Source organism: Chitinophagaceae bacterium, from assembly GCA_030053935.1.
In the GTDB taxonomy this organism is placed as follows: domain Bacteria; phylum Bacteroidota; class Bacteroidia; order Cytophagales; family JASGCU01; genus JASGCU01.
In genome coordinates, this window is the sequence record JASGCU010000008.1 from 36,489 (window position 1) to 50,945 (window position 14,457).

Below are 14,457 nucleotides of genomic sequence, written 5' to 3' on the forward strand. Positions count from 1 at the left end.
AATATCGCATCATAATGCAACGCAATAAAAAAATACAAGTAATCGATTTAGGATGTATTGATTACAAAGAAGCTTGGGATTTTCAAGAGAAAAAACTGAAAGAAATAACCGAGCAAAAAATAAAAAATAGAGACATGGATGAAAATCAAAAAGAACGGACTCCTAATTATTTACTATTCTGCTCACATCCCAATGTATATACATTAGGCACCAGCGGAAAGATAGAACATTTAAAAATACCTGAAAGTGCTTTACAAGAAAAAAATATAAGTTTTTATAAAACAAATAGAGGAGGAGATATTACCTTTCACGGTGAAGGACAAATAGTAGTATATCCCATTTTAGATTTAGATAATTTTTTTACAGACATTCATAAATATATGAGAACTTTGGAAGAGTCGGTTATTAAAACACTGAAAGAATTTAACATTACTTCGGGAAGAATGGACAAATTTACAGGTGTTTGGACAGAACCAGAAAACCCTCTCAACAGTAAAAAAATATGTGCTATGGGAGTAAAACTCAGCAGATGGGTAACGATGCATGGGCTTGCCCTAAATGTAAATACTCATCTCGAGTATTTTCAACACATAATCCCTTGCGGTATTACTCATAGAGAAGTAACCTCTATGAAACAAGAACTGGGATATGAACTCAATATAATGGAAGTGCAACAAAGATTAGAAAAAAACATTATGTTTTTTTTTCAAACCGAATAATAAACAATATACAAATAATTTCTTCAACCAATGAACGTAGAAGTAAAAAAAATCAATATATTGATAATAGAACAAGATAAAGAATTAGGGGGTAGTTTATCCCATTTTTTTCAAGAGAAAAATATGAACGTTACAATAGAACTCTCTGTGGGATTGCAGATTCCCTCAATACTAAAAAACAACCATTTCGATATTATTTTAGTAGGGATCCCTTTGGAAGGAACGGATTTGGATACACTCATACAAAAAATACACAAGTCAAAAGAGCAAAAAACAACTCCTTTTATTTTATTAAGCCCTAAAGATACAAAAGACGACATAATCAAAGGACTAGAATTAGGGGCTGACGACTATATAATAAAACCATACTCTATAGAGGAGGTATCTGCAAGAGTAAGAGCGGTTTTAAGACGATGTACCATTTCGGGAAGAATATTCAAGGAAAACGATGATGATTTAATAAATTTTCCAGTAGGGGAATATATTCTTGATACCCAATTACAGATACTTCTGTACACGAAAACAAAAGAAAAAATACAACTTACCAACAAAGAAAACCTCATACTAAAATTTTTATGCCAAAACATAAATAGAAACATAGATAGAAAAGATATGCTTGCAAGAATATGGCGGAACGACAACCACCAATCATCAAGAAGTTTGGATGTCTTTATAACAAAAATTAGAAAATACCTCAAACACGATCCTAATGTAGCCATCATAAATAATCACAGTATTGGACATAAATTAGTTATAAAATAATACTATGCAATTATTTTTTTTTGTTTTTATACCAACATTCCTTTTTTTGTACACCGCATTGGGACAATCACAAACCTCCGCAATAGGAGAATGGCAAACACATTACGACTTTAATCAATCTATCCATATAGAATACTCCCATAATCAAATAATAAGTAATGCATACCACGGTATCATTCTGTATGACGTGCTTTCTCAAAAAACAAACAATATCACAAAAAAAAATGGACTATCAGACTCTTATATAACATCTATCAACGTTTTGGATAATGTTCTTATTATAGGGTATGAAAGCGGAAACGTAGATTTTTTTTATACTCAACAAAATATTGAGAATTTTAGGGCTATTTTTGATTACCAAACCGAACCTTCAAAAAAAATAAATAGTATTTTTACAAACGAAACGTCTCTCTATTTTGCAACAGATTTTGGAATGGTAGAAATAGATAGAAAAACCCATGGATTAAAAAACACTTATAAAGAACTGGGAGAAAAAGGAGAAAAAATACCCGTACTGGCAGGAACTGTCCACTCAGATACTCTCTACCTTATTACTAACGAAGGACTCATATCTGCCTCTCTCAAAGATGGCTCCAATCCTTTAGATTACAGGGTATGGAAACGAAACCCTGCTATGAAAAAAAAATTCCATTCTCTCACTATTTTTGATAATAAAATATATGTGGCAGGTGATACCATAGGAGTTTTTTTCTATCAAAATGGAATAAATTGGAAAAAAGAACCTCGTTTTCCTAACACCATACAATTTCTCAAAACAACCGAAAACCTTTTATTTGCGGGAGCATACAATACTTATTATACCATCAACAAACAAAATGAATTATCCGTAAATACTATACAAGAAGATACTATAAAAGATATTGTAGAGGTCAATCGAAAGATTTTTTTTTCCTCCCCCTCAAATGGATTAACTGCAATAACAGAAAACAATACAAACGCTTTTGTATCTCAAAGAACTATCTTACCAAATATATGGAAATTTCATATTTCTGAAACAGGAACATTATTTTCTGTAAACGGTGCTTACAATGACGATATCCAACCTACCAATACACATGGGAAATTCTCCATTTTTGAAAATGGAAAATGGACATATTATGATTCTACTCTCACTACATTACCAAAAAATATTATACAAGTGACCGAAAATCAAGTCACAGGGGAAAGATGGATTTTTTCATTTCAAAAAGGGATATACGAAATCAAAAATGCTCAAGTATATCCCATTGTCATACCCGAAAATATCAAAAATCCCAATACACACCTAGCTATAACCTCTGCTATTGTAGATTCTTACGGCAATTGGATAATATCTACGTATGAAAACAATATCTATATAAAACGAGATACAAAAAAACAGTGGAGTGTTCTCAATTTTTTACCAAATGATAACATACACTCTGAAAAAATGTTGCTCTCTAAAAACGGATATATATGGGGAATAAACACATCTCGAATTATAGCTATAGATATAGAAAACCAAAGATCTCGTACATTTAAAAATAACACTCATATAGAATTGCCAAAATACGGCATACAAGACATAGCATTAGATGAAAACAATACTAACAGATACAAAAACAAAATATACATAGTCGCCTCCCAAAAACTTCTCGCCGCTTCGGATATAGAGAGTGTATTTGAAAATACACCTATTTCTTTTACACCTGCTTCATGGAACAATACAATAGAAATAGATCAATTTTCTACATATTCCATAGCAATAGACGCAGGCAATAAAAAATGGATAGGCACAGAAAACGGTGTATACCTTATAGATGAAAACAATAGAGAGCAATTTTTACATTTTCAAACCACCAATTCTCCTCTTCTATCAAATAATGTATCTCAAATAGAAATAAATAATAACACAGGAGAAGTATTTTTTCTTTGCGATGGTCGTCTTGCGTCATACCGATCCGATGCTATAAGTCCCCAAAAAATACTTTCCAGTGTAAAAATATTTCCTAATCCCGTTCCTCCTCATTTCGAAGGAGTAGTAAGCATATCAAACCTCACAGAATCTGCTACCATCAAAATTACAGATAATACCGGGCGTTTGATATATGAAACTATATCCATAGGAGGTAATGTTTCTTGGAATAGAAAAGATATACAGAATAATACCGTAAAACCAGGGGTATATTTTGTATTCGTATCCTCACAAGATGAGAGTACCGTACTCGTTGGCAAAATTGCTGTTATAGAATGAATATTTTAATACAAAAACGAAACAATAAATAACGATTATTTTCCATTTTGTAATTGTGAATAATACAGACAAATATCTTTTATACCACATTCATTACATTTAGGTTTTCGAGCAATGCAAGTATATCTACCATGTAAAATAAGCCAATGATGTGCTTGAGCAAGATGCTCCACAGGAATATTGTTTACCAATTCTTTTTCTATCTGTAAGGGATTGCGAGCATTCGAAGAAACCAGACCTATTCTATGAGACAACCGAAGTATATGAGTATCCACTGCCATGGTCGGCTCATCAAATAAGACAGACAAAATAACATTGGCAGTTTTCCTTCCCACCCCCGGCAACATCTCTAAAAGCTCTCTTGTCCTCGGTATTTCCCCTTGAAACTTTTCTACTAATATTTTACTCAAATCTCGTATGTGCTTTGTCTTGTTATGAGGATACGAAACACTCCTTATATACGGAAAAATATCATCATACGAAGCCATAGATAACGATTTCGCAGACGGATAAGCACGAAATAACGCAGGAACTACCTGATTTATACGCTTATCAGTGCATTGGGCACTGAGCACTACGGCTATGAGCAGTTCAAAACCATTAGTATACCTCAATTCTGTAGTCGCATTTGGCATAACATCCTTAAAATACTCACAAAATAAGGAGCATCGCTCTTGTTCATTCAACATGGTTGGTTATTTATTTTTTTTGAGACGCTATTGTATTCTGTGTAACCTTGTGATGACTCATATGAGACAAAATAAAAAATATATTTAAACAGATTCTCCGAGTAAAGTAGCGGTAGTACAACTTTTTATAAGAACATCTACATATTCACCTTTTATAAATTGTTTTTTAGGAAAAACAACAACCTTATTTGCAGAAGTTCTTCCTTGTAAATACTCCTCAGATTTTTTAGAAGTACCTTCTACCAATACTTTTTCTGTCTTCCCTATTTCTTTTTTATTTTGTTCTAAAGAAATTTCATTCTGCTTCTGAATTATCTCTTGCAATCTTCTTTTTTTTATATCCAAAGGAATATCATCAGCATATTTTCTTGCAGCTAAAGTATTAGGTCTTTCAGAATAATAAAACATATATGAAAAATCGTATTTCACTATGTCCATAAGGGAAAGGGTTTCTCCATGCTCTGCTTCTGTCTCCGAGCAAAAACCTGTTATCATATCGGAAGAGATACCACATGCATCCCCTAAAATATGCTTAATAGATGCTATTCTTTCCAAATACCACTCCCTATTATAAGTTCTATTCATAAGGTTTAAGATGCGAGAACTTCCGCTCTGCACGGGTAGATGTATGTGTTTGCAAATATTTTCATATCTCCTCATAGTATGGAGCACCTCGTTTGTTATGTCTTTTGGATGAGATGTAGAAAATCTTACTCGGAGCAATGGATGTATTTGTGCTACCATTTCTAAAAGATGTGTAAAATTCACCTGAGCAGATCCATCATTTGTTTGCATGTCGGTGATCTCTGGTTCCCATTTATAAGAATCCACATTTTGACCCAAAAGGGTCACCTCTCTATATCCGTTTATAAAAAGCTTTTTCGCTTCTTGAATAATAGAATCGGGGTCTCTACTTCTTTCTCGCCCACGAGTAAAAGGAACAACACAGAACGAACACATATTATCACAGCCACGCATAATAGAAATAAACGCCGTCACTCCATTTGACCCCAAACGAACAGGTTCTATATCAGAATACGTCTCCTCGCGGGACAATAATGTATTTATACTTTTATTCCCTTCACTCGCTTCTTTTATCAGAGAAGGCAATGTTCTATACGCATCGGGTCCCACCACAATATCTACAATCTTTTCTTCTTCCAAAAGTTTCGTTTTTAATCTTTCTGCCATACAACCAAGCATTCCAATGAGAAGCTCAGGGTTACGTCTTTTAAGTGGATGGAAATGAAGCAACCTATTTCTCACAGTTTGCTCGGCTTTCTCTCTAATAGAGCAAGTATTCAACAGAATAAGATCAGCATTTTGAAAATCCGAAACAGGTTCATACCCTTCTTTTGTCAATAAGGAAACCACTATTTCACTATCAGAGAAATTCATTTGGCACCCGTAGCTTTCTATATACAGTTTTTTGTTCATTTTTACATACATAAGAAAATAATATTGGTAATGGTATTGATTGTCTTTTTCCGCAATATAAAAAACATTCCCAAAATACAATAATTATCCCACTTTATGCAAAAATATAATAAAAATAAGTGCATAGTAAGGCAAAAGATATTAATCTTCAGGGAAAAGATATCAATCTTTAGGAAGAAGATGTATTCATTTTTAAAATAGATTAAAAAATATGAAAGGATTTTGAATTTGAATCTGTATCCGATTCGCTTTGGAAAGTTTTTTTTGTCCGAGATATCTTTTTTTTATTTCTCAAAAAAATAAATGATAATGAAAAAATGAAATAAAAAACAGAAAAAATGAAAAATAATATGATAATATTCTTAAGAGGGGTCCTAAAAATTCAAATCCTAAAAACTGTGTCCCTTAAAAATCAATAGTTACAAACATTTTTTTGAAGAAATCAATTTTTAGAACCCACCTGTAATACAACATTACGAAAGATTTGATCCAAAAAATCATTTGCGCAGTATCAGTATCCTCTATTGATGAGAGTGTATAAAAACTCTTGTAAAAGTAATAGAAAAAGAATTTAATGCTTATATAACGAACTTATAGAAAGGTTATGAGCCACATTATGTATCGCTTTTGCAAAGATATCTGCTACGGAAAAAACTTGTATTTTAGGAGATGGTTTTTTGAGAGGAACGGTATCCGTTACTATAAGTTCTTCAATTTCACTTTGTTCTATTTTCTCGTAAGCATCGGCTGAAGAGAGAATTGCGTGAGTGCAGATAGCACGAATGCTTTTGGATCCTTTCTTTTTAATAATAGAAGCGGCAGCGCAAAGTGTAGAACCCGTATCTATAATATCATCTACGATGATTATGTTTTTTCCTTTTACCTCACCGATGACTTGCATAGAATGGACTTCATTTGCTTTTATTCTTTGTTTATCACAAATAACCATATCCGCCTGAAAATAATTTGCATAACTTCTATTACGTGTTACTCCTCCCATATCGGGCGAGACAAACACAAAATTTTCTAAACCTTTGGTTTTTTGCAGAGATTCTATATAAGGAATAAAAACACCATTGCTATCCAAATGGTCTACAGGAATGTTAAAAAATCCCTGTATTTGCCCTGAATGGAGATCCATTGTCATAATTCTGTGTGAACCGGCACAAGAAAGGATGTCAGCCATGAGTTTTGCGGCTATAGAAACTCTTGGTTCTTCTTTTCTATCTTGTCTCGCATATCCAAAATATGGTATAACTACATTTATACAACGGGCGCTGGCTCTTTTAGCCGCATCTATCATAAAAAGTAGTTCCATAATATTATCAGATGGCGGACAAGTAGATTGGACTAAAAAGATGTCGCATCCACGAATAGATTCATTGTAAGTAAAGCTCATTTCCCCATCGCTAAATCTTTTAAGGGAGTATTTCCCCAAAGATTGCCCATACGCCGCTCCAATTTTTTTTCCTAAATCTAAGGAATTATTACCTGCAAAAATTCCTATAGACGTTTTTTCTTTTTCTAATACCATATAAGATGTATATTTTTTGAATACTGTATGCTATTTTATTTTTACACATACATAAATAAATGAATAGTGGTAATCCTTGCATCAAAGTCATAATAGTGATTACATGCCAGAATTACTACCAAAATAATAAATAATAGCTTATTACACACTTCATAATGAGCAACAACCGCTATTAGGTAAACAAGAAGATGGTGCGGGTTGTTTCACTTTTTCAAATGTATGAGTACCGCATGAATCTATTGCCATACAAACCGTATTTTTGTTTGTAAGGTTAAATGCTCCGTTATTAAATACAACACCATATTTCCCAATTGTTTCGCTTTGGTATTCTATTTCAATTTCGTGGTCTTCTATGCCTAACTTATCTTTTGCAAGGTTAATAATTGTGATAATTTTTTTGGGTTCTAATCTATGCCAAAAATCTACATTTTCCCAAAGTTGCATTGAAATCACGCTTTCGTTTCTTATAGTTCCCCCACAGTCCATAAATCGTTTATTGATTTGCCCTACTTCAGTAATATGAAAGTGTTTTGGGACGGGTGTGCCGTCTGGTTTTAAAAAAGTTACTTCTGTAACCGTTGTAAGTTTGTTTTTAAAATCTGATAAAAGCATATTGATAATTTTAATTTTTTAATTTTGGAATGGACTCTAATGATTAAAAATAAAATAATAAAAAGTTACGCATAATTATTTGATTTTTCGTTGAAATAGAAAAAAAAAAACAAAAAAAATATAATTAAAATAAAAATTACAATAATTATTTATTATTGCGTAAAGTTAAAAAATAAATATTAATTTAATAAATTAAAATACAAATAAATAAAAATAATGATGCGATTAAAAAAAATTGTTGTATTAGGATTAATAGGGTTATTCTTTACCAGATGTGCGTCTTTAGATTCTATGCTGGAAGCAGGAAAAAATAAACAAATATCAGTAAAGCCAAATCCTTTAGAGCTACATGGCGGTAAAGTATCTTTTGATATGTCTGTAATACTGCCACCTAAGCTCCTTCAAGCAGGAAAAGTATATAGTATAAGAACTTTTTATGATTATGGAAACAAGTCAGATGAACTCCTTCCTTTTGATTTTAAAGTAAGTGATTACCCAGGATTAGAGTCCACATCTATTAAAAATTCTAAAAACTATGTTTTTGATTATACTCCTGAAAAAGAATATGGCACTCTTATGATTCAAGCAAGAGCTATTGATGCTACTAAAACTCCTCAGGCATATAAAGATGAGACGGGAAAAATAAAAATAGCAGATGGTATTATTACAACTCCCCTTTTGGTGCTAACGGAAATAAATGCCAATTTTGTTCACCATGGTTATAACGACCAAGATGAGTTAATACCTATAAATATAGATTTTTTCTTTGAACAGGGGAAAGCCGATCTCAGAGTATCAGAAAAAACTGGTGAAAGTGGAAAAAGATTAACAGCATTTATTGCAGAAAAAAATGTTACAAAAACTGTAACTATTATTGGCACACACTCTCCCGAAGGAACGGAAGCAAAGAACATAAAACTATCCGAAAATAGAGCAAAAGCAATAGAAAAATGGTACCGCGAAAACATGAAAAAATATGATTATAAGGGACTATCTGATTCTATAAGATTTATTCTCAAACCAATTAGTTTAGATTGGGCAAATCTAAAAGAAGTATTAAAAACAACAACCCTCTTAGATGAAGCAACAAAAACAAGTATAGTAAACATAATAAACGGATATGGAACGTTTGAAGAAAAAGAAAAAGCAATAGAACAACTTCCAAATTACAGATCTGATATATTAGGAAAGATATATCCACTACTTCGGACAGCTAAAACAGAAATTCTTACTCTCAAATCTAAAAAGAGTTTACCAACGATTGCAGTAATGTCTAAGCAAATAGCACAAGGAGCAAATGCAGATTCACTCTCTTATGAAGAACTTTTATACGGAGCACACGTAAACCCAAGTATAGATGAACAAGAACTCATATACAAGGCATCTATAAGTAAAAAAGACTCATGGGAAGCACATAATAATTTAGGGAGTATTTATCTTTTAAAAGCAAAAGCAGCAACTACACAGGAGGAAAGAAACAACAACATAGAACTTGCATTAACTCAGCTAGAGATAGCTAATAAACAAAAACTAAATACACCTGAGATATATACAAATTTTGCCAATATATATTTACTTCAAGGACAGGTTGAAAAAGCATACGATTTAGTAAATAAAGCATTTGAGGTAACAAACCCAAACGGGCAAGTTCTGAGAAATTTAAATACAATAAAAGGAATACTTGAGATAAAATTAGGGATATATGATAAAGCAATAGCGTCTCTTTCACAAGCATCTGAAACAATGGAAACCAAATTTAATAGAGCTTTAGCTCAGCTTTTAAAAGGAGAAACTACTAATGCTCAGCATACATTTGCCGATGCACTGAGTTTGAACTATCATAACGCTATCACTTATTACTTAATAGCTATTACTTATGCAAGATTAAATAATGAATCCGAACTTATGATAAACCTCAAAAAAGCAATAGAAGAAAATCCCGAATTGAAAGAAAAAGCATTGAAAGATTTAGAGTTTAAAAACTACTCTTCATCTCTTCGTAGCACTCTTTAATTATTTACTTCTTTCAAAAATTATTTTTTAGAGATTATGGAACCCCCTACGAAAAAACAACCTTTTCGTAGGGGGTTCATATTTATAAAAACAATACGTAACAATACTATGGGTAGAACGTTAATAAATTTTGATTGGGGATGAAAAAGATGCTCAGAGATAAAGCAAATTTTGATATACTAGAGGTTTTTTTAAGTGAATTATTGGAAATAGATATTACTATAGAAAATATCATAGAGAGAGGGCAATAAAGACAGCAAGGATAGTAAATATAATAAGGTAGATATTTTAGCAAAATCAACGAATGAGGAGCTTATTTTGATAGAATTGCAGCACAATTATGAGAATGACTATTTTCAAAGAATGATTTATGGAGTTTCTCAGTTAATAACGAGTTATATACATAATGGAGATACATATAGTAAGATTAAAAAAGCATATTCTATAAATATTATTTATTTTGATTTGGGCAATGGAAGTGATTATATTTATGAATATAAAGGAGATTTTATAGGGATGCATAAAAAAGACATTCTCTTAGCAACTTCTAAACAAAAACAAGATTATAAAATAGATGCAAATAAAAAATACAGATCTTATATTAAATGCGGATGGGAGTATCTATCATTTACATCTCTTATCAGAGAATATAGCACGACTTATTTTGGTAGTAGGAGATCCCAATAGGGTTTCGCAAATAAGTAAATACTTTGATAGGATAGAATTTCGAATGCAGAACCGAGAATTTATAACCCATACTGGGTATATAGGTAAAAAAAAAATAACCGCGCTCAGCTCAGGGATAGGAACAGATAATGTAGAAATAGTATTAAACGAATTAGATGCTTTAGTGAATATTGATCTATCTTCGGGTAATATAAAAGCAGAAAAAACAACACTAGAAATTATCCGTATAGGGACATCAGGGGGTTTACAAAAAGATATTCCCGTAGAAAGTTTTTTAGTATCAGAATATGCTATTGGTTTAGACACACTTGGCTTTTTTTATGATATACCTCAAATGGATTTTGAAAAACGATGGGCTGAGGATATGCGAGAAAAATTAGAAATTGGTTTTGTTCCATATATCGTAAAAGGAGATGATTCCTTTTTTAAAAAAATTTCTTCGTACTGCATACAAGGGAATACTATTACAGTACCTGGATTTTATAATCCTCAGGGGAGAGTTTTAAGAATACATAATAGATTTTCACACCTTGTCCCTTTTTTAGAAAAATACACTTTTGAAAATAAAAGAATGACCAATTTGGAAATGGAAACAGCAGGTTATTACGGTATGAGTAGAATGATGGGACATAAAGCAATCAGCGTTAATGCTATCTTAGCAAATAGAGTATCAGATACATTTTCCAAAAATCCAGAAAAAACTATTGATACCCTTATACAAAAAACATTAGAGGTAATATCCACAGAATAAAATTATAATGATATGAGAAGACGGAATATATCTATGGTTTTTATAGGAATAATATTTATTGTTGCAGGCGGAACATGGTATTATTGTAATCAAAATAATACTCAAAATGAATGGGATTTTGTTCCTAAAAATGCTTTTGTAGCGTATAAAAAACAAAATACACCAGCAGAATCAAGCATGCTATCTGATATACTGTCCGATACCTCGCTTAACAAAACCACATCCGAAAATAATATTCATTTTCTAAAAACGATTTATTCTTTTTTTGTAGACATTCCCGTTCTTATATCTTTCCATTATAATAATGATATTCTGTTTGATATAATGATTGTTTTTTCTGTTTCTCAGAAAGAGAGCGAAAAAAAAATATCTACTTTTTTGCAGGCGATCAAACAAAAAAAAGTTATCTCCCCCCATGAAAGAAAATTTCGAACTTACATTATTAAAGAAATACAAGGAAGAGATAAGAACCATCCTTTTTTTTATAGTTATAAAGACGGTTTTTTTATAGGAAGTTTTGAATCATATTTAGTAGAAGAAGCACTTATTGTACATGAAAAAAAAGAGAGGTATATATATTCGCTTTCTCATAGTCCCTTACCCCCTGAGGACTATGTAATTATTAATACAAAAGAATTGCAAAATATATTTTCACATATATCTTTGAAAGACGAAAAAAAAATAGGTTTTACCCATCTATTTGAGCATCATATCCTATTGGAAAAAATGGAACATAATTCTCTTTTTACGGGATATATGTTTTTTGAAAAAGAAAATTATGCTCATTGGAACGGATTTAAAAATAATGTATCCACCCCACTTACCCTTCAAAAACTTATACCACAGAGAAGTACCTCATTTCTTATTTTTAACTTTACATCAGGTGAACAATGGGGAATGCAAATGGAAGAATTTTGGAAAAATACTGCTCCTGATATACTTAAGAAACAAAAAGAATTAGAAGCACTTTATAAAATAGATTTAGAAGATATCCATAAAGAAATACAACATCAAGTGGCATTCATCTCTTTTTCTTCCAATAATTCAACAACAACCCCCCTCGGACTTATTATAGAAGCAAAAAATAATTTCTTTTTCTCCAATAGTTTTGATAAGTTTAAAACTACTGATGAAGAACTTTATCGGAACTTCACTCTCAAAAAAATAGAAGTAGCAGAACTCCCCGCCTTGTTATTCGGAGAAAAATTGAAAGGATTCCCTACCCTTCACTATACCTATTACGATAATTATCTACTGGCGGCTAATAATATACTCACTCTCAAAGTAATGATAGAGGACATATCACAAGATAGAACCTTCAGCAACACTTACTCTTCCCAAAATATGCTCCCAAAAAATCTTGCTTCCGCAAATGTCCATTATTTTGTCAATATACCCCAAATATATGGAGAAATAAAAAACAAAATACAACAAAAATGGAAACAAAAATTCGATGCATTGTTTTCTCTTTTCTTTCAAAATACCGAAGCAATGTCTTTGCAAATGGATAATATTCAAGAAAAAAGTTACACAGTGCTTTCTCTTTTCTCAAAAGATACTGTAAAAAAAGAAGGAACAACAGACGCTACAGATACCTTTCAAATTCACTTTTCTGCTCCTCTCATAACTGCACCTACTCCCTTTCAAAGTACCGATGGAAGCATAGAATTTTTGACACAAGATTCTACATACATACTCCATAGCATATCAGATAATTATCAGGTGCTGTGGCAAGATTCTCTGGATAGTGAGGTAACAAGCCCTTTTTTTGAAGTAAATCATTTGCCCAATGAAAAAAAACAGTATGCTTTTACTACTCATAAATATATATATATCATAGAAAAAAACGGAACCTTTGTGCCACCATTCCCTATAAACGTTTCATATAACAACGATATAGAATATTTTCAGGTGATACAAAAAGATGCAGAATACCAATATATAGTGGTAGATAAAAGCGGATTAATTTTTTGCATCACACGAGATGGAAAAAATCAGCAAGATTGGACACCGCAAAAACTCCCTTATAAAATGAGTGCTGCTCCCGCAGGAGTTTTTGTAGAAAACAACCTCTATTTAGTCGCTACCACTATCACAGGGGAAATCCATATTTTGAACCAAAATAAAATAAAAATAAAAGGATTCCCGATTTTTCTCAACACCACCATATCAAATCCTATTCATATCACAGATGGACAAAATGCAAGTAACACTTTTTTCTCTCTGCTAACAGATAACGGCATACTCGTATCTGCAAATATGGAAGGAAAGATAGCATATCACAAAAATTTTTATAGAGGAACAAAACAGAATCGTTTTCAAACCATCACTGATAAAGTAAATAATACTCTTCTGTATGCGAAAATAGAAAAAGACAATGTGACCCTTTTAGACCAACAAGAAAAAGCGGTTTTTGAAGCAAAACTACCCTTCTCTCAGGGTAATAATATGCATATTCGCTATTTCCATTTCCATACAGATATGGGTTTTCTAACCCTCAAAAACAAAGAAGAGAATATATCATATCTTATTCATCAAAATACAGGACTATTTTATAAATATGCTATTGAATCAAACACCGATATAGAGATTTTTGCTCAAAATAATGATGAATACATGGAATATTTTATGATATATGCAAAGGGAAGAGATGTGATTCTTCAAAAAATTCATCTCAAGGACTTTAGCAAAGACATTATAAAAAAGGAATAAGATTACAAATCTGATAAACCACATTCTCCATCAGTCAATAGAGTAAAAAAACATGCTGTAAAACGTGATTTTTTTATTTTATGTCCCAATGAGTAAAAAATAGACATTATTTGCCAAATAATGTCTCCTTTTTGAAAATGAATTCAAAAATATGAGGAAATTTTAAATTTGAATCTGTATTCGATTCGCTTTGAAGAGATTTTATAACTTTGGCAATATTTTTTTATTTGAGAGAATTTTTGTTTTATTTTTCAAAAAAAAAGATATTATGATAAAAAATTGCAAAAAAAAACAAAAAAAATGAAAAA

General features: G+C 31.6%; 11 protein-coding genes. 7 read left to right on the forward strand and 4 right to left on the reverse strand.

Going from position 1 to position 14,457, the window contains the following annotated elements:
- The first annotated feature begins 14 nt into the window (after window positions 1-14).
- The 3 genes from lipB to QM536_02045 are packed head-to-tail and all read left to right on the forward strand — an operon-like array spanning window position 15 to window position 3,714.
- Window positions 15-719 (forward strand): lipoyl(octanoyl) transferase LipB, encoded by a 705-nt coding sequence (gene lipB / locus QM536_02035; GenBank protein ID MDI9355789.1) that lies wholly within the window; start codon window positions 15-17, stop codon window positions 717-719.
- Between the two features lie 30 nt (window positions 720-749).
- On the forward strand, window positions 750-1,481 hold the full coding sequence (locus QM536_02040; GenBank protein ID MDI9355790.1) for a response regulator transcription factor: 732 nt from the start codon (window positions 750-752) through the stop codon (window positions 1,479-1,481).
- Between the two features lie 4 nt (window positions 1,482-1,485).
- Window positions 1,486-3,714 (forward strand): T9SS type A sorting domain-containing protein, encoded by a 2,229-nt coding sequence (locus tag QM536_02045; GenBank protein MDI9355791.1) that lies wholly within the window; start codon window positions 1,486-1,488, stop codon window positions 3,712-3,714.
- A gap of 35 nt (window positions 3,715-3,749) precedes the next feature.
- Here the strand turns inward: QM536_02045 and nth are convergent, their stop codons facing one another.
- The 4 genes from nth to QM536_02065 all read right to left on the reverse strand — a co-directional run bounded on the left by nth (window position 3,750) and on the right by QM536_02065 (window position 7,986).
- Window positions 3,750-4,403 (reverse strand): endonuclease III, encoded by a 654-nt coding sequence (nth, locus tag QM536_02050; protein ID MDI9355792.1) that lies wholly within the window; start codon window positions 4,401-4,403, stop codon window positions 3,750-3,752.
- 84 nt (window positions 4,404-4,487) lie between these two features.
- On the reverse strand, window positions 4,488-5,840 hold the full coding sequence (gene miaB / locus QM536_02055) for a tRNA (N6-isopentenyl adenosine(37)-C2)-methylthiotransferase MiaB (protein MDI9355793.1): 1,353 nt from the start codon (window positions 5,838-5,840) through the stop codon (window positions 4,488-4,490).
- 571 nt (window positions 5,841-6,411) lie between these two features.
- Window positions 6,412-7,374 carry a ribose-phosphate pyrophosphokinase gene (locus QM536_02060; protein MDI9355794.1) on the reverse strand — a complete coding sequence of 321 codons (963 nt, stop codon included), beginning with the start codon at window positions 7,372-7,374 and terminating at the stop codon, window positions 6,412-6,414.
- A 150-nt stretch (window positions 7,375-7,524) separates the two neighbouring features.
- Window positions 7,525-7,986: a DUF6428 family protein gene (locus tag QM536_02065; protein ID MDI9355795.1), complete on the reverse strand. Its 462-nt coding sequence runs from the start codon at window positions 7,984-7,986 to the stop codon at window positions 7,525-7,527.
- A gap of 216 nt (window positions 7,987-8,202) precedes the next feature.
- On the opposite strand from QM536_02065, the gene QM536_02070 reads away from it, so the two are divergent.
- The 4 genes from QM536_02070 (at window position 8,203) to QM536_02085 (ending at window position 14,149) form a co-directional block, all read left to right on the forward strand.
- Entirely contained in the window at window positions 8,203-9,999 is a 1,797-nt protein-coding gene (locus QM536_02070; GenBank protein MDI9355796.1) for an OmpA family protein, read from the forward strand.
- 285 nt (window positions 10,000-10,284) lie between these two features.
- On the forward strand, window positions 10,285-10,686 hold the full coding sequence (locus QM536_02075; GenBank protein MDI9355797.1) for a PD-(D/E)XK nuclease family transposase: 402 nt from the start codon (window positions 10,285-10,287) through the stop codon (window positions 10,684-10,686).
- Window positions 10,574-11,437, forward strand: a complete 864-nt coding sequence (locus tag QM536_02080; protein ID MDI9355798.1) for a nucleoside phosphorylase — start codon at window positions 10,574-10,576, stop codon at window positions 11,435-11,437. The genes QM536_02075 and QM536_02080 overlap by 113 nt, the downstream gene beginning before the upstream one ends.
- A 12-nt stretch (window positions 11,438-11,449) precedes the next feature.
- Window positions 11,450-14,149, forward strand: coding sequence for a hypothetical protein (locus QM536_02085; GenBank protein MDI9355799.1), 2,700 nt, complete (start codon window positions 11,450-11,452; stop codon window positions 14,147-14,149).
- Window positions 14,150-14,457: the final 308 nt, after the last annotated feature.

Bases quoted from the DNA above. Each gene is read 5' to 3' on its own strand.
- lipB (MDI9355789.1), top strand. From the start codon at position 15: ATGCAACGCAATAAAAAAATACAAGTAATCGATTTAGGATGTATTGAT.
- QM536_02040 (MDI9355790.1), top strand. From the start codon at position 750: ATGAACGTAGAAGTAAAAAAAATCAATATATTGATAATAGAACAAGAT.
- QM536_02045 (MDI9355791.1), top strand. From the start codon at position 1,486: ATGCAATTATTTTTTTTTGTTTTTATACCAACATTCCTTTTTTTGTAC.
- nth (MDI9355792.1), bottom strand. From the start codon at position 4,403: ATGTTGAATGAACAAGAGCGATGCTCCTTATTTTGTGAGTATTTTAAG.
- miaB (MDI9355793.1), bottom strand. From the start codon at position 5,840: ATGAACAAAAAACTGTATATAGAAAGCTACGGGTGCCAAATGAATTTC.
- QM536_02060 (MDI9355794.1), bottom strand. From the start codon at position 7,374: ATGGTATTAGAAAAAGAAAAAACGTCTATAGGAATTTTTGCAGGTAAT.
- QM536_02065 (MDI9355795.1), bottom strand. From the start codon at position 7,986: ATGCTTTTATCAGATTTTAAAAACAAACTTACAACGGTTACAGAAGTA.
- QM536_02070 (MDI9355796.1), top strand. From the start codon at position 8,203: ATGATGCGATTAAAAAAAATTGTTGTATTAGGATTAATAGGGTTATTC.
- QM536_02080 (MDI9355798.1), top strand. From the start codon at position 10,574: ATGCAAATAAAAAATACAGATCTTATATTAAATGCGGATGGGAGTATC.
- QM536_02085 (MDI9355799.1), top strand. From the start codon at position 11,450: ATGAGAAGACGGAATATATCTATGGTTTTTATAGGAATAATATTTATT.